Genomic DNA, 14,203 nt, shown 5'->3' on the forward strand with positions numbered 1-14,203 from the left:
GTAGCCCCGACCTTTGAAGGAGAAAGAACGTTCGGTCTCGCTGTGTATCCAAGAGGACGGAGTCGGCGCCTGTCAAGACCGAACGTTCTCCCTCACTGGCGGGATAGTCTGGCCGCATGAGTGAGGGCACAGGAGGCGGTGGCACGTCGGCGGCGCGAGCGCGGCTGCTCAGCACGGCAACCAAAATCTTCTACGCGGAGGGGATCCACTCCGTCGGCATCGACCGGATCATCGCGGAGGCGCAGGTGACCCGCGCCACGCTGTACCGGCATTTCACGGGCAAGGAAGAGCTCGTCCTCGCCTACCTCGACCAGGCCGACCGGGGAATCCGGGCGGGGATCGAGGCCGCTCAGGCAGGCGAGCAGTCGGCAGCCGACACGGTCCGGGCGGTCGGCCGGTTCATCACTGAAAGCGTCCAGGGTCCCGGGTTCCGCGGCTGCGCATTCCTCAACGCGGCAGCCGAATACCCTGACCCGACCCACCCGATCCACCAAGCCGTCCTGGCCCACCGCCAGTGGTTCCTGGACACCGTCACCGAGGTGCTGGCGCAGGTCGGCGACGCTCCCGCCGACGAGGCCGGCCGGCATCTCGTCATGCTCCGGGACGGCGCCATGGCCGCCGGCTGCCTCTTCGACCCGAAACTGATCTCCGAGACCTTCCTGCTGGGCGTCGAAGGAATTCTGCGGGCACGCGGCGCCTGAGCGGCCTTATACGTCTTAGCGGACTCGGTGCCCCCTCAGCCCTCCCCGATCCCGCTCTGAAAGCGAAGCGGCCCCCGGTGAAGGGGGCCGCCCGTTTGGCTCATGACCGTCGCCACGGCAATGCCGTCATAGGACGATCCGGGCCCCCGACTGAGCGGTCGAAGCCGTCAGGAGCGGTTGTTCTCGCTGTGCTTGGCGGCCCCACCCGCGGCGGCGCCGACTGCAGCGCCGATGACAGCGCCACCGACCTGGCCGGTGAGGCCGGCACCGGCGACAGCACCGGTGATGGCGCCGTTCTTGGTACCGACCTTGGCCGCTCCGCGGACGGCCGCGTCCTTGGCCGCTCCCGCGGCCTTGCCCACAATGCCCATGAGAATCAACTCCGGCTCTTTCTTCTGTGCACCGCCTGAGCGGGACGCTCCTGGTTGTCCCAGGGCGTACTTAAGAGCGTCCGGAGCGCGGTCCGGTCGGCAAGGTCAGGGGCCGCCGTTCCAGGCATCAGTCATCGTCGGTGGCGGTCCAGCGTGTCTGGCGGGCGGAGGGCCGCGGAAGTGTGCCGTGGGCGAGGATCTGCTCGTGGATCTGGTCGAGGGCCAGGTGCAGCGGTGCGAGCAGGCCGGGGTCGAGTCCGTCGAAGAACATCTGCTTCACCAGGGCGGCGTGGCCCGGCGTGGCCCGGCGAAGCGCGTCCCCGCCCTGCGAGGTGAGCACGGCGTCGGTCGCCCGGGCGTCGGTGCTCGACGGGGGTCTGTCCTCGGCTTCGAGGCGGCCGGTGTGGTGGACGCGGTCGGCCCCTCGGTGAGCGACGTGCGGCCAGGCGACACGGTCGCGGTCTTCCTCCCCGAACTCGGTGGTTACGCTGGTCAGGTGCTGGCCCGCTACTGGGTGCGGGTGGCGCAGTCAGTCAGCACCCAGGACGCCGCGGCGCTGCCGGCCTCTGGTGAGGCGGCGGCGCGGGTCGTCGACGAGGTCGGCGTCGCCGCAGGTGAGACCGTGCTGATCGCCGGAGCGGCCGGATCGGTCGGGTTGATCGCCAGCCGGCTCGCCGTCGCCCGCGGCGCCCAGGTGCTCGCCGCGGTCCGCCCCGGTGACTTCGACCTTCTGACGAAGGCGGGCGCCACCCCGGTCGCCTACGGTCCCGAGATGGCGGCGAACGTCCGGGCGGTCGTCCCGTCGGTGGACGCGGTCATCGACGCCTCCGGCGCCGGGGTCCTCGGCGCCGCGGTCGAGCTGGCCGGCGGACCCGGCCGAGTGGTCACGCTGTCGGACCCGCACGCCGCCGACTTCGCGGTCCGGCTGTCCGGACCGGACGGCCCCCGCATCGCGGAACGGCTGCAGGCCGTCATGGCGCTGCTGGCCGCCGGGAAGCTGACACTGCGCTCGCAGACCGTCGCCCCGTTGGCGGACGCCGCGCAGGTCCACCGCGACCTGGAGAACGGCGGGCTGCGGACCAAGGTCCTGCTGTCCGCCCAGGCCTGAGACCTTCGGCCCTTCTTCCACACACAGATTCCAAGGAGAATGATCATGACCGACCAGGTCAAGCCCGTGCTCGAGCCCGTCGCCCAAGCGTTCGCCGATGCGAACTCCACGCCGCCGTTCCTGTTCCAGCTGCCGCCCGAGAAAGGGCGGAAGATCGCGGTGAAGGTGCAGACCGACCCCGTACCCACGGTGGCGCCCGCCGATGTCGAGGACATCGAGGTCGACGGGGGCCCGACCGGCAGCGTCCGGGTGCGCATCGTCCGCCCGGCCGGCGCAAGCGGCGTCCTGCCCGTCATCGTGTACGTGCACGGCCTGGGCTGGGTGTTCGGCGGCCCGGTGACCCACGACCGGCTGATCCGGGAGTTGGCCGCCGGGACCGGTGCCGCCGTGGTGTTCCCCGACTACGACCTCGCGCCGGAGGCGAAGTACCCGACCCAGATCGAGCAGGTCTACGCCGTCGCCGAGTGGGTCGCGGCCAACGGCGCGGACTACCGGCTCGACAGCTCGCGGATCGCCATCGCCGGGGATTCCGTCGGCGGCAACATGGCCACCGTCGCCACCATCCTGGCCAAGCAGCGCGGTGGCGTGCAGTTCGCCGGGCAACTGCTGTACTACCCGGTCACCAACGCCGACTTCGAGACCGGCTCCTACCATCAGTTCGCCAGCGGCTACTTCCTCGCCCGCGAGGGCATGCAGTGGTTCTGGGACCAGTACACCACCGACCCCGCTCAGCGGGCCGAGATCACCGCCTCGCCGCTCCGCGCCACCGGTGACGACCTCGCCGGTCTGCCCCAGGCCATGGTGATCGTGGCCGAGGCCGACGTACTGCGGGACGAGGGGGAGGCCTACGCGGCCAAGCTCCGCGCGGCCGGCGTGCCCGTCACCGCGATCCGGTACGGCGGGATCATCCACGACTTCGTCGGCCTCAACCCGCTGCGGCACACCTTCGCCGCCCAGGAGGCGATCCAGCAGGGCATCGCCTTCCTCTCCCGCGTGCTCGGCACCGACTGAGCCCGGCACCGGGCAGAACGCCAGGGCCGGTGTCCCACGGACACCAGCCCTTCGTGATGTTCGGTCTTGATCGCCCCGTCATGACAGGCCGGAGCCGAGCCTCTCAACCCTGCCCCTTTGAGCGGGTCTTTCACTCGTGCTCGTTGTGTTCGGGCCTACCGGTCACAACGCGGTCACAGGTTCTCGGACCGTGGCGTGACCGTCCGCTGCGTACAACGCTCACGACGTGAACTCCGAGCGAAGGAATCATCGTTTGTGAAACGTGCGACAACGGTCCGGCTCGCCGGTCTGGCCTGCCCGTGCGCTGACGATGACGCGCGTCATCCCAGTCCCACCGGACCTTCCTGCCCCGCAGGGGCAGGCCCTGACGGCTCGGCCGTGGTCAGAGCAGGTCGGCCAGCGCGGGCCTGAGCTCCGGGAAGGCGAACGTGAAACCCGCGCCGCTCAGGCGGGCGGGTACACAGCGTCGGCCGAGCAGCGCCAGCGCCGGGTCGGTTCGCAGCACCAGTGCGCCCAGCCGCAGCAGGGGCGTCGGGGTCGGTGGGGCCGGCGGGCGGTGCTGGAGCAGCCGCAGCGTCGCCATGAGCTCGTGGTTGCGGACCGGATGGGGGCTGGTCGCGTGGACGACGCCGGTCATCGACGGATCGTCCAGGCACCGGCGCACGATGGCGAGCAGGTCCGTGATGTGCAGCCAGCTGATCCACTGGCGGCCGGAGGCGATCCGGCCGCCGAGTCCCCAGCGCACCAGGCCGGTCCGGCGATCGAGCGCCGGGGTGTCGCGGTCGAAGACCACCGCCGTGCGCAGGATGACCTGACGGTCGGCGGCCGCGTCGGCGGCGGCCGCCTCCCAGTCCCGCGCCACGCCGACCATCTGCGGCGGCTCGTCGGCGGGCGGATGGTCTTCGGTGATCATCTCCTCACCGCCGTCGCCGTAGATCGCCAGCGTGCTCATCTGAACCCAGGCGATGGGCGGCTCGTCCAGGCGGGACGCCGCTTCGGCGAGGGCCCGGGTCGGCTGAACACGTGATCTGGTGAGCAGTTCGATGTTGGCCGGGGTGGGCCGGCGGTCCACGAGTTCGCCCGCCAGGTTCACGACGGCCGCGCCCGCCAGCTCCGCCGCCCACGAACCCGGGTTCGCGCCGTCCCAGCCGACCTGCCGACCGGGGCGACCCGGGTCGGCCGGGCGCGGCGAACGCGTCAGCACGACGACCTCATCACCGCGCGCGGTCAGGTCGGCGGCGATCCGTCGACCCAGCGCGCCGGATCCTCCGGCGAGTACGACCTTCATGAGAGCCCCCATTCGACGCGGCGACAGTCGCCACCGCGTGAGGGACCAAGTTAAGCGGTCGTGGACGCGGGTGCCGGTCCCCTGGCCGGGAACCGGCCGGGGGACCGGCCGCTCCGACCGGGCGCCGCGACTCGATGAACGATCGCCGGCCATCCGATCACCCCAGCTCGTCAGTCGCCCTGAGAACGACCACCTGCTCTCGCAGGTTTCCGAGACTCACGGATCGCTGGCGTTCGGTGCCCATAGAGCGCAGTGAATGCCAGTGATCACCGGCTGCTGACGCCCAGCACCGAGCGGACCACCCTCTCCGTGTCGCTCAAATTCTCCAGGACCAGTTCGGCGCCGGCGGCGCGGAGGGTGGCCTCGTCGCTGGCGCCGGTCGCCACGGCGACGACGCGGGCGCCGCCCTGGTGGCCGGCGAGCACGTCGTGCGGCGTGTCGCCGATGACGACCGTGTGCGCGGGGTCGAAGGAGTCGCCGTACTTGTCGGTGGCGCGTTTGCGGGCGATCCCGACCATCGGCGGGCGCCGGAGGTCGTCGAAGCCGAACGCCCCGACCTCGAGGTCCACGAAGGTGTGCAGGTCGAAGGCGCTGAGCTTGCCGAGGGCGATCGGCGACAGGTTGCCCGTGAGGACGGACTGTACGACCTCGGGCCGGGCCGCGAGCGCGGACAGCGCCTCGCGGGCGCCCGGCAGGGGCGCTCCCCTGCGTCCGATCTCGTCCGCGCGGTCGGCGAAGCCCGCCACGAGCGCGTCGTGGAAAGCCATCAGCAGGCTCTCGGTCGGCGTGATCCGGTGCAGGCGCAGCGTCTCGGTGATGATCGCGCGGTCGGTCTTGCCCGCCAGGTCCGCGAGGCGCTCCATGGCACGGCCGGTGACCTGGCGGAACACCGTCGCGTAGATCTCCGCGCTCAGTCCGCGGATCCGGACCAACGTGTGATCGACGTCCCACAGGACCAGAGTGCGCACGCCGGAATCGTAGATGCTCAGGTCGCCGCGCGGCGCTCGGCACGGAGGCGGAGGAGGTCGGCGGTCGCCTGGTCGGCGGGCAGGAACGCCTCCAGGTGAAGCTCGGCGAGCGTGACGTCCGTGGCGGTGGCGAACGACGTCAGCGTGGTGATCAGGCGCAGCTCGCCGTCCGCCGAGGCCAGGCGCATCGGTACGGCGAAGCCGAGGTGGTCCGGGCCGACCGGGGCGTCGGGCACGTATCCGGCCAGTTCGGCGACGAACTCGTCGAGGCGTGGGTCGGGGCTGCGGTGCGCCCGGGCATTGAGGCCCTGGATGACGTGCCGCCCCCACTCGGCGAAGTTCCGCACCCTGGGCGCCATCCCGTCCGGGTGCAGCATGAGCCGGAACATGTTCACCGGAGGCGTGAGCAGCTCGGGCGAGGCGCCCTCGGTGAACACCTCGACGGCGTCGTTGGCCGCGACCACCCGGCCGTGCGGTCCGACGACGAGCGCCGGATACGGCAGGTGGCCGTACAGGATCTGCTCCAGCGCCGTACGGACCGGGCGCAGGGCCTCCTCGTCGAAGCCGGACTCGCTGAAGACCGGTGCGTAGCCGGCCGCGGCGAGCAGGCCGTTGCGCTCCCGCAGCGACAGGCGGAGCGACTCGGCCAGCCGGATCACGATCGCGCGGCCCGGCTGGGATCGGCCGCTCTCGATGAAGCTCAGGTGGCGTTGCGTCGTGCCCGCCAGCACGGCGAGCTCCAGCTGGCTGATCCGGCGGACGCGTCGCCAGCGCCGCAGCTCCGCCCCGATGCCCGTCCGCTCGGTCGTAATGGTCACGAGGCAGTTCTATCGGGCGTTCCGCGCGCCGGCGATTCCCTGGGAGGAATTGCCGCGTGTCATGGCCGCTCCGCAGGATCACCCGACGGGGGCGGACCATGTCGCCCTACCGCAGGAGACTCCGAGAGGCGTTCGATGAAGAGCTATCACCTCGACATACCGGGCCGGGGCGTCGCCGGGTTGACCGTCCGGGACCATGCGCGGCCCCAGCCGGGGCGGGGGCAGGTGGTGGTCAGAGTGCGCGCGAGCGCGCTCGGCTACCGCGACCTGATGGTGCTGGCGGACGACTACCCGCTGCCGATCCGGCCGGGCGTCGTACCCGGCTGCGAGGGCGCCGGAGAGGTCGTGGCCGTCGGGGAGGATGTCGGCCGGGTCGCGCCGGGCGACCGCGTGGCGGCCACCGTCTTCCCCCGCTGGCTCGACGGCCCGTTCCGGCGCGACGACGCCGCGCAGCTCGGGACCATGATCGACGGCATGCTGACCGAGTACGCGGTGCTGAGCGAGGACGGCGTGGTCCCCATTCCGGAGCACCTGTCGTTCGAGGAGGCCGCGGCGCTGCCGCTGGCGGCCGTGACCGCGTGGAACGCCCTGACCACCGGAGGCGCGCCGCGTCCCGGCGAGACCGTTCTGACCCTGGGGTCGGGCGGGGTGTCGCTGTTCGTCCTGCAGTTCGCCAAGCTGGCCGGGGCTCGGGTGATCGTCACCACGTCGAGTGCCGCGAAGGCCGAGCGGCTGCGGGCGCTCGGGGCCGATGAGGTGATCGACCACCGGCGGAACCCCGAGTGGTCGGAGGAGGTACGGAGCCTGACCGGCGGCCGGGGGGCCGATCGCGTCGTCGACGCGACGGGCCCGCTGGAGCAGTCACTGAAGTCGGTCGCGGTCCGCGGTGAGGTGGCCTTCGTCGGCTACTGGCTCTCCGGCGCCGCTGGGGCCCGGCCCATCGACCCCGGGACGCTGTTCAAGGCGGCGGCGGTGCTGCGTCCGGTCGCCACCGGAAGCCGGGCGCACTTCCTCGAGCTGAACCGCGCGGTCGCGGCGCATCGGCTGCGTCCCGTCATCGACCGGGTCTTCCCGTTCGACCAGGTCCCCGAGGCCTTCGCCTACTGCGAGGCCGGCGGCGGCTTCGGCAAGGTGATCGTCGGCCACGGCTGACGTCGACGGCGGGCCGGGCGATCAGTCGTCGCCGGGGCAGCCTTCGTCGTCGGCGCCGGGCCTGACGCGCTCAAGGAGGCGTTGCAGGGTGGCGAGCTCGCCGGCGGTCAGGTCGGCGAAGAGCTCCGCCTCGACGGCGGCGACGGCGGTGTGGACATCGCCGACCAGCTCGGTGCCCCGGTCGCGGATCTCCACGATGTGGCGGCGCCGGTCGGCGGGGTCGCGTCGGCGTTCGGCGAGGCCGTCCTTCTCCAGGTCGTTGAGGATGGCGACGAGCACGCTGGGGTCGACGCCGAGCTCCTCGACGAGGGCCTGCTGTCCCCTCGGCCCCTCATCGGAGAGCAGCATGAGGACGTGGGCGTGCGCGGGCTTGAGGCCGTGCGCCGCCAGCGCCTCCTTGATCCGACCGCCGGCGAGCTGGCCTGAGTAGGCCAGGACCATGCCGGGACGGTTCGGAATCACAGCTCGATCATACAAGCGTTGAACGATCCATCATTCTAGATAGTTGAATGTTTTCAATCATCTGCTAGCGTCCATGCTCCCGTACCCTCAACCGTTGGGAGCTTTCATGTTCGTCGCCTATGCCATCGTCGGGGTGCTGCTGGCGATCATGTTGCTGGCATCCGCAGCGGCCAAGCTCACCAAGAACAAGCAGATCGTCGAGGGCCTCACCGGCATCGGCGTGCCGATCGGCATGTTCCCGTTCCTGGCCGCCTGCGAGATCGCCGGTGCGGCGGGGCTTGTGATCGGACTCTGGTACGGCCCGCTGGGCGTCGCCGCCGCGATCGGCGTCGTTCTCTACTTCGTCGGCGCCGTGGGCGCCCACCTGCGCAAGAGCGACTTCAAGGGCCTGCCCAACGCGCTGGTGATGCTGATCGCCGCGGCCGCGGTCCTCGTGCTGCGGGTGCTCTCGCTCTGACCGGACACCCCTAGCCGCGGCGTTCGGTGCACCAGCCGAGGAGGGCGAGGATGGGGAGGGCCGCGCCGAAGGCGGTCAGGGCGCCCCAGCCCCAGTCGTGGTAGGCGAACGACCCGAGCTGCGACCCCGCCGCCCCGCCGACGAAGAACGTCGCGATGTACGCGCTGTTCAGCCTGGCGCGGGCGGTGGCGTCCAGCGCGTAGACGGTGTGCTGGCCGAGGACCAGGGTCGTCTGCACGGCCATGTCGATGAGGACCGCCGCGAGGCCGAGCAGGATCACGTTGTGCCGGCCCAGCGCCGCGACGCCGAAGGACACGGCCGCGCCCGCCAGGCCGACGGCCGTCATCGGCCGGGTCAGCCCCCGGTCGGCCCAACGCCCGGCCCACGGTGCGATCAGCGCCCCGCCCGCGCCGACCAGGGCGAACAGTCCGACGCCGAGCTGGGAGTAGTGGAACGGCGGGCCGGTGAGGACGAAGGCGATCGTCGTCCAGAAGGCGCTGAACGCGCCGAACATCGCGGCCTGGTACAGCGCCCGCCGTCGCAGCGCCGGGTGGACGCGCACCAACTGGACGGTCGTGCGCAGCAGGCGACCGTACGACAGACCCGTCTTCGCGGGATGCGGCGGCAGGGTCGTACGGAGGACGAGCCCCAGCACGGCCATGAGAACGGCGGACGCGAAGTAGATGACGCGCCAGCCCGCGAGGTCGGCCAGCAGGCTGCTCAGCGCGCGGGAGAGCAGGATGCCGGCGAGGAGCCCGCTCACCACCCGGCCGACGATGCGGCCCCGCGTGGCGTCCGGCGCCAGGTCGGCGGCGAACGGGATGAGGATCTGGACGACGACCGAGGTCGCCCCGCTGGCGAGCGAGGCGACGAGGAGGACGGGGAACGCCGGGGCCGTCGCGGCGACGAGCAGGGCCGCACAGGTGATCCCCAGCAGCGTCGCGACGAGCCGCCGGTTCTCCAGGCGGTCGCCGAGGGGGACGAGGAAGAGCATTCCGGCCGCGTAACCGAGCTGGGTCACCGTGATCAGCGCCCCGGCGGCGACGCCGCCGATGTGGAACGAGCCGGTGAGCTCGGCCAGGAGGGGCTGGGCGTAGTACAGGTTGGCGACGGTCAGCCCGCACGACACCGCGAGCAGCAGCACCAGCCAGCCCGGCGGGCCGGACTCCGGCGTGGAGCGGGCGGGAGACGCCTCGGTGTCGGGAGAGGGGCGGAGAGACACGGAACCTCACATGCGGGGGACGGTCCGGGAGTTCCTGCAAAAGGTACCAGTTAAACCGGTTCCCCCGTTAGGGTGGGTCCATGACGACGACGAGCGTCCGGTTCCGCGAAGGAGCGGGCCGGCTGTGCCTGGACTTCATCCGCACCCTGCGGTACCGCGGGACGCCGACGGCGTCGGAGGAGCTGCCCGACGGCCCGGCCCTGGCCGCCTGGGTCCGGCAGTGCGGGCCCTGCTCCCTCGACGGCGTGGCCGACTCCACGCAGGCGGCCCGCGCCCGCGAGCTGCGCGAGGCGGTCCACGCGCTCGTCATCGCCGCCGTCCGTACGGGCGACCCGACGGCCTGCGGCGACGACGCGCGGCAGCACCTCAACCGGGCCGCCGCCGAGCCCGTTCCCGTACCCGTCCTGGACGCGTCCGGGGAGATCCGGTGGCGGGCGGACGACCCGGTCACGGCCACGCTCGCCCTGATCGCACGGGACGCGCTGGACCTCGTCACCTCGCCCGCCGTCACGCGCGTCCGCGAGTGCGCCGGCCCACGCTGCGGGGCGCTGTTCCTGGACGGCTCGCGGCCCGGCACCCGCCGCTGGTGCTCGATGGGGACGTGCGGCAACCGCGCGAAGAAGACGACTCAGCGCGCGCGGCGAAGGGGATCCGAAACCGAGGTTTGACCTCCTTCCTCCGGGAGATCACTTGGGCGTCTCGGGGGACGCGGATCAACCTCAGGAGGCACTCATCATGTTGGCCATCGTCGCGGCGATCTGCTTCGCGGTCGCTCTCATCGCCGACTGGCTCGGGGCCAGTTCGGACTTCTTCAACTACCCCACGCTGGACACGCTCGGGCTGCTGCTCCTCGCGCTGCACTTCGCCGGGTTCGGCGCCGGGTACGACTGGCGGGCGCGCGGCCGGTCCTGGCGGGGCAGGCGCCGCTGAGTCCGATCCTCCTTCCGGCACGGCGTCCCTGACGCCGTGCCGGGCTCGTCCCACGGGGCCCGCGGCGCGGATCGCCCACCGCGCCCCACAAAAAAGGCAAAGGTCGGCCGGTGCGGCACTAAACTGCATGGGGTGATCTTCAAGGCAGTAGGCGAGGGGCGCCCCTACCCGGAGCACCGGTTCAGCTCCCGGGACTGGGCGAACGTTCCCCCGCGCCAGGTCCGCCTCGACCAGTTGATCACCACCAAGGCCATCCTCGACCTGAACTCCCTGCTGGCCGAGGACTCCACCTTCTACGGCGACCTGTTCCCCCACGTCGTCCAGTGGCGCGGCCAGCTCTACCTCGAGGACGGCCTGCACCGGGCGCTGCGGGCGGCGCTGCACCAGCGTCTCGTCCTCCACGCCCGCGTCCTGGACATGGACGAGGGAACTGCTCAGTAGCAGGTCGCGCGGCCGGGGGTCCGCGTACACGGCACCGCGCTCCACAGCCGCGGCGTCGCCCACATGAACATCTTCGGGAACGCCTCCCGCCACGCCCCGTAGTTGTGCTGGCCCCCCTTGACGATCAGGAACGGCACGTCCGGCTGGTACCGCTTCACCAGGTCGACGAACGCCTGCGCCTGCACCAGGTCGACCTGCACCCCGCTGCCGGTCATCACCCAGAAGTGCGGCAGCCGGCGGTCGACCCCGGGCTTGGCCAGCACCTTCAGCGGGGAGTTCGCGTCGCGAAGCGCCTTGTTACCGCCGAACGGGTCCACCGGCTGCGGCAGCCGGTTGTGCCGCAGCGGCTCGTAGTAGCCGCTCAGTGAGGCCGCGATCCCGTACCGGTCGGGATGGCGCAGCGCGAGGTTGGCCGCGCAGTACCCGCCTTCGGAGAACCCGGCGATCTCCCACGCGGGACCGGGCGGCTGCACGCGCAGCCGGGCGGCGACGAGATCGGGGACGTCATAGGCGGTGTACGTCTCGTCCTGCTCGCCGCGCACCGTGTCCAGGCACTGCGTGGCCCGGTCCCGGCCGCCGCCGACGTCGGGGATGACGAGCACCGCGGGCTTGGCCTTCCCGGCCGCGATCAGCCCGCGGAACATGCCGGAGATCTTCAACCGGCCCTCGTAGTCACCCGGGTTGCCGGGGGCGCCGTGGATCAGCTCGATGACGGGGAACCGCTCCGCGGCGTACTGCCGCTGGAAGTACTGGGGCGGCAGGTAGATCATGCCCTGGCGGACGATGTGACTCTTCGCGCCGGTCAGCACGGTCTCCATGGCGAAGCCGTTCTTGCGCGCCTGCCGCTTCTTCACCGCCTCACCGAGCACCTGGTCCAGGCGGTCACCGAGGTCGGGCACCCGCGCGACGCTCGCCGGCGCCTGGTTGGTGAGGTCCCGCCACGCGTCGTCCCAGCTCTGGTAGTAGCCGTAGAACTTGTTCACCAGCGCCACGCCGAACAGCATCGCCGGGGCGAACGCGACCACTCCGGCGACCGCCTTCAGGGCGAGCATCCTGGTCTTGACCAGCCAGTAGAGCGCACCCATGAAGCCGATCACGAGCACGGTGAAGGTCAGGAAGCCTTGCGGACCGAACACGCCCCTCCCTACCCGTGGCCACCTCGCCAGGCCGGATGTCTCCGGTCAGTAAGCATGACGTCTGCGGCAACGCGATAGATCCCGCTGGAGGCGGGCCGAACACCAAGTTTCCTTTACCCGCTCACCATCGGCTCAGCCGCGCGTGGCCGATCTCCGCCACGCCTCCCGGCCGCGGGCGGTCACTCCCTCAGGACGTCACCCGGGCGGCGAGCAGGCCCAGCACGCCCTTGACGGCGTCCTCGAACGGCTCGACGGAGGCGGCCGCCCGGGCAAGCACATAGCCGCCCTGCAGCGTGGCGACGATCGCCGCCGCCGTGGCCACGGGATCGAGGTCGCTCGCCAGCTCGCCCCGCTCCCGCCCCTCCGCGAGAACCCGGCCCAGCCGGCGCCGCAGCCAGTCGAAGGTCTCCTCCAGCGGCTGCCGGAGCACCGCATCGGTGATCACGTCCGGATCCTGGGTCAGGCGCCCGACCGGGCACCCGCGCAGCACCGCCCGTTCGCGGAGCAGGTAGGCCTCGATGCGCTCGTACGCGGTGCCGGGCCCGGACAGCTCGCCCTCCGCCTTGGCCCGCATGTCCTCGGCGGTACGGCGCACGGCCGCCAGCGCGAGGTCCGGCTTGCCGGTGAAGTGGTGGTACATACTGCCCTGACCGACCCCGGCCCGCTGCTGGATCGCCCGCGGGCTCGTCCCGACATACCCGCGCTCCCACAGCAGCTCGCGCGTGCTCTCGATCAGACGTTCCCTGGTGTCCATGCGACCATCGTACAAACCAGTAGGTACAGGGGCTTCCGATCGAACCTCATGGCTGATAGATCTGCTCCAGATAGGTGATCCGCCCGTCCGCGCCGATCCGGATCTCGAAGCCGATGCGCGGCAGTTGGCTCTTGTTCCGCGCCAGAGCGGCCGCGAAGGTCGCCGGAGTCACCGAACTGCCGGCCGGCCCGCCCCCGTGCAACGGCACCGTCAGCAGAATCCGGGCATCAGGTCCCAACTCGAGGGTCGCCTGCGGGCCGGTGGCCGTGACCTTGAGGTACTCGGTGTACCCGTCGACGACATGCCTGACCTTGGCCGGCCGGTACGTCACCCGCGTATGACCGCCCGTGCTCTCCGCACTCACCATCACCCCGGTAAAGCTTCTCGGCCGCACAGACGGACTCGCCGCAGGCGAGGTTCGGTCGACCGACGGACCGACCGCCGAGCGATGACCGGACCGGCCGGAGCCGCAGCCACCGCACAGAACACCGACAAGCACCGCGAACGCCGCGAGCCGTAGATGGATGACGCGCACGGACCTCCTCGATCGTCCGAATGTCCGCCGTTGAGATCCCGTGATGAAGCCCCGGGTTCCACGAACCTTGATCACGATCGAATCACGCCGCGCCGCGCAGCCGCGCCTCGGGGGTCATCCCCCCGAAGGGGGCTGCCGAGCCCCCGCGGAGCGCGCGGCGAAGCCGCGCACCGGGGGGTCCGGGGGGTCGTCCCCCCGGAAGGAAGCGGAAAAGCGGGAAGGCGCCCCCCAAAGGGGGGCGCCGAACATGGCGGTGGAGGTGGGATTTGAACCCACGGATGAGTTGCCCCATCACACGCTTTCGAGGCGTGCGCCCTCGGCCACTAGGCGACTCCACCAAGAGGGCAGCCTACCGGAACTCGGACGGTCCTCGGTCACGTCGGGCGGTGAAGAACTCGGTGAGCAGCGCGGCGCACTCGTCGGCGAGGACGCCGGAGACGACCTCGGGGCGGTGGTTGAGCCGCCGGTCGCGTACGACGTCCCAGAGTGAGCCGACGGCACCGGCCTTGGGATCGTGGGCGCCGAAGACGATCCGGTCCAGTCTGGCGAGGACGGCGGCTCCGGCGCACATGGTGCAGGGCTCGAGGGTGACGACGAGGGTGCAGCCGGACAGGCGCCACTCGCCTCGGCGCGCGGCGGCCTGGCGGATGGCGACGATCTCCGCGTGCGCGGTGGGGTCGCCGGTGCGCTCTCGCTCGTTGTGGCCGGCGCCGATGGCCTGACCGTCGGGCGCGAGCACGACGGCGCCGACGGGCACGTCGGCGGCGGCCCGCCTCGCCTCCTTGAGCGCGAGCCTCATGGCCTCGGCCTCGTCCATCGTCGGGCCTCCGGCGTCCGTCACGGCCGCGG

The 14,203-nt window shown here is 71.6% G+C and carries 19 protein-coding genes and 1 tRNA gene; 8 read left to right on the top strand and 12 right to left on the bottom strand.

Features of this window, described 5'->3' with window-relative positions:
- Nucleotides 1–116 precede the first annotated feature (116 nt).
- Complete coding sequence (locus tag ABD978_RS39585) at nt 117–701, top strand: TetR/AcrR family transcriptional regulator (RefSeq protein WP_345366100.1); 585 nt, start codon at nt 117–119, stop codon at nt 699–701.
- 167 nt (nt 702–868) lie between these two features.
- Here ABD978_RS39585 and ABD978_RS39590 read toward each other — a convergent pair whose 3' ends face one another.
- The gene (locus ABD978_RS39590; RefSeq protein ID WP_345366102.1) at nt 869–1,072 is read right to left on the bottom strand and encodes a glycine zipper domain-containing protein; all 204 of its coding nucleotides are present in this window, start codon (nt 1,070–1,072) and stop codon (nt 869–871) included.
- Nucleotides 1,073–1,199: 127 nt separating this feature from the next.
- The gene (locus tag ABD978_RS39595) at nt 1,200–1,412 is read right to left on the bottom strand and encodes a hypothetical protein (protein WP_345366104.1); all 213 of its coding nucleotides are present in this window, start codon (nt 1,410–1,412) and stop codon (nt 1,200–1,202) included.
- 63 nt (nt 1,413–1,475) lie between these two features.
- Between ABD978_RS39595 and ABD978_RS39600 the strand changes: the two genes are divergently transcribed.
- Nucleotides 1,476–2,180, top strand: a complete 705-nt coding sequence (locus ABD978_RS39600; protein WP_345366106.1) for a zinc-binding dehydrogenase — start codon at nt 1,476–1,478, stop codon at nt 2,178–2,180.
- A 45-nt stretch (nt 2,181–2,225) separates the two neighbouring features.
- Nucleotides 2,226–3,191, top strand: a complete 966-nt coding sequence (locus ABD978_RS39605) for an alpha/beta hydrolase fold domain-containing protein (protein WP_345366108.1) — start codon at nt 2,226–2,228, stop codon at nt 3,189–3,191.
- Between the two features lie 382 nt (nt 3,192–3,573).
- Here ABD978_RS39605 and ABD978_RS39610 read toward each other — a convergent pair whose 3' ends face one another.
- The 3 genes from ABD978_RS39610 to ABD978_RS39620 form a co-directional block, all read right to left on the bottom strand.
- Nucleotides 3,574–4,479: an epimerase gene (locus ABD978_RS39610; RefSeq protein WP_345366110.1), complete on the bottom strand. Its 906-nt coding sequence runs from the start codon at nt 4,477–4,479 to the stop codon at nt 3,574–3,576.
- Between the two features lie 266 nt (nt 4,480–4,745).
- Nucleotides 4,746–5,447 (bottom strand): HAD family hydrolase, encoded by a 702-nt coding sequence (locus tag ABD978_RS39615; protein WP_345366112.1) that lies wholly within the window; start codon nt 5,445–5,447, stop codon nt 4,746–4,748.
- A 17-nt stretch (nt 5,448–5,464) separates the two neighbouring features.
- The gene (locus tag ABD978_RS39620) at nt 5,465–6,265 is read right to left on the bottom strand and encodes an MmyB family transcriptional regulator (RefSeq protein ID WP_345366114.1); all 801 of its coding nucleotides are present in this window, start codon (nt 6,263–6,265) and stop codon (nt 5,465–5,467) included.
- Between the two features lie 135 nt (nt 6,266–6,400).
- Here ABD978_RS39620 and ABD978_RS39625 point away from each other — a divergent pair, with 135 nt between their 5' ends.
- Nucleotides 6,401–7,417, top strand: a complete 1,017-nt coding sequence (locus ABD978_RS39625; protein ID WP_345366116.1) for a zinc-dependent alcohol dehydrogenase family protein — start codon at nt 6,401–6,403, stop codon at nt 7,415–7,417.
- A gap of 21 nt (nt 7,418–7,438) precedes the next feature.
- On the opposite strand, the gene ABD978_RS39630 is transcribed toward ABD978_RS39625, so the two are convergent.
- Entirely contained in the window at nt 7,439–7,879 is a 441-nt protein-coding gene (locus ABD978_RS39630; RefSeq protein WP_345366118.1) for a MarR family winged helix-turn-helix transcriptional regulator, read from the bottom strand.
- 94 nt (nt 7,880–7,973) lie between these two features.
- Between ABD978_RS39630 and ABD978_RS39635 the strand changes: the two genes are divergently transcribed.
- The gene (locus ABD978_RS39635) at nt 7,974–8,336 is read left to right on the top strand and encodes a DoxX family protein (protein ID WP_345366121.1); all 363 of its coding nucleotides are present in this window, start codon (nt 7,974–7,976) and stop codon (nt 8,334–8,336) included.
- Between the two features lie 10 nt (nt 8,337–8,346).
- On the opposite strand, the gene ABD978_RS39640 is transcribed toward ABD978_RS39635, so the two are convergent.
- Nucleotides 8,347–9,558 carry an MFS transporter gene (locus tag ABD978_RS39640; protein ID WP_345366123.1) on the bottom strand — a complete coding sequence of 404 codons (1,212 nt, stop codon included), beginning with the start codon at nt 9,556–9,558 and terminating at the stop codon, nt 8,347–8,349.
- Nucleotides 9,559–9,638: 80 nt separating this feature from the next.
- Between ABD978_RS39640 and ABD978_RS39645 the strand changes: the two genes are divergently transcribed.
- The 3 genes from ABD978_RS39645 to ABD978_RS39655 all read left to right on the top strand — a co-directional run bounded on the left by ABD978_RS39645 (nt 9,639) and on the right by ABD978_RS39655 (nt 10,929).
- On the top strand, nt 9,639–10,226 hold the full coding sequence (locus ABD978_RS39645) for a CGNR zinc finger domain-containing protein (protein WP_345366125.1): 588 nt from the start codon (nt 9,639–9,641) through the stop codon (nt 10,224–10,226).
- Between the two features lie 67 nt (nt 10,227–10,293).
- Nucleotides 10,294–10,488 (top strand): hypothetical protein, encoded by a 195-nt coding sequence (locus tag ABD978_RS39650; protein ID WP_345366127.1) that lies wholly within the window; start codon nt 10,294–10,296, stop codon nt 10,486–10,488.
- 132 nt (nt 10,489–10,620) lie between these two features.
- The gene (locus ABD978_RS39655; protein WP_345366129.1) at nt 10,621–10,929 is read left to right on the top strand and encodes a type II toxin-antitoxin system VapB family antitoxin; all 309 of its coding nucleotides are present in this window, start codon (nt 10,621–10,623) and stop codon (nt 10,927–10,929) included.
- On the opposite strand, the gene ABD978_RS39660 is transcribed toward ABD978_RS39655, so the two are convergent.
- The 5 genes from ABD978_RS39660 to tadA form a co-directional block, all read right to left on the bottom strand.
- Nucleotides 10,923–12,065, bottom strand: coding sequence for an alpha/beta hydrolase (locus ABD978_RS39660; protein WP_345366132.1), 1,143 nt, complete (start codon nt 12,063–12,065; stop codon nt 10,923–10,925). The two genes, ABD978_RS39655 and ABD978_RS39660, sit on opposite strands and share 7 nt — an antisense overlap.
- A gap of 187 nt (nt 12,066–12,252) precedes the next feature.
- On the bottom strand, nt 12,253–12,819 hold the full coding sequence (locus ABD978_RS39665; protein WP_345366134.1) for a TetR/AcrR family transcriptional regulator: 567 nt from the start codon (nt 12,817–12,819) through the stop codon (nt 12,253–12,255).
- Between the two features lie 46 nt (nt 12,820–12,865).
- Nucleotides 12,866–13,354 carry a hypothetical protein gene (locus ABD978_RS39670; protein ID WP_345366136.1) on the bottom strand — a complete coding sequence of 163 codons (489 nt, stop codon included), beginning with the start codon at nt 13,352–13,354 and terminating at the stop codon, nt 12,866–12,868.
- A gap of 248 nt (nt 13,355–13,602) precedes the next feature.
- A tRNA-Ser gene (locus ABD978_RS39675) sits at nt 13,603–13,692 on the bottom strand.
- An 11-nt stretch (nt 13,693–13,703) separates the two neighbouring features.
- Entirely contained in the window at nt 13,704–14,171 is a 468-nt protein-coding gene (tadA, locus tag ABD978_RS39680) for a tRNA adenosine(34) deaminase TadA (RefSeq protein WP_345367412.1), read from the bottom strand.
- Nucleotides 14,172–14,203: the final 32 nt, after the last annotated feature.

It is taken from the genome of Actinoallomurus liliacearum (assembly GCF_039542035.1).
In the GTDB taxonomy this organism is placed as follows: Bacteria; Actinomycetota; Actinomycetes; order Streptosporangiales; family Streptosporangiaceae; genus Actinoallomurus; species Actinoallomurus liliacearum.

What these genes read in the sequence shown, in the direction of transcription:
- ABD978_RS39665 (WP_345366134.1), bottom strand. Translation starts at nt 12,819, where the DNA reads ATGGACACCAGGGAACGTCTGATCGAGAGCACGCGCGAGCTGCTGTGG.
- tadA (WP_345367412.1), bottom strand. Translation starts at nt 14,171, where the DNA reads ATGGACGAGGCCGAGGCCATGAGGCTCGCGCTCAAGGAGGCGAGGCGG.
- ABD978_RS39645 (WP_345366125.1), top strand. Translation starts at nt 9,639, where the DNA reads ATGACGACGACGAGCGTCCGGTTCCGCGAAGGAGCGGGCCGGCTGTGC.
- ABD978_RS39650 (WP_345366127.1), top strand. Translation starts at nt 10,294, where the DNA reads ATGTTGGCCATCGTCGCGGCGATCTGCTTCGCGGTCGCTCTCATCGCC.
- ABD978_RS39625 (WP_345366116.1), top strand. Translation starts at nt 6,401, where the DNA reads ATGAAGAGCTATCACCTCGACATACCGGGCCGGGGCGTCGCCGGGTTG.
- ABD978_RS39590 (WP_345366102.1), bottom strand. Translation starts at nt 1,072, where the DNA reads ATGGGCATTGTGGGCAAGGCCGCGGGAGCGGCCAAGGACGCGGCCGTC.
- ABD978_RS39610 (WP_345366110.1), bottom strand. Translation starts at nt 4,479, where the DNA reads ATGAAGGTCGTACTCGCCGGAGGATCCGGCGCGCTGGGTCGACGGATC.
- ABD978_RS39605 (WP_345366108.1), top strand. Translation starts at nt 2,226, where the DNA reads ATGACCGACCAGGTCAAGCCCGTGCTCGAGCCCGTCGCCCAAGCGTTC.
- ABD978_RS39585 (WP_345366100.1), top strand. Translation starts at nt 117, where the DNA reads ATGAGTGAGGGCACAGGAGGCGGTGGCACGTCGGCGGCGCGAGCGCGG.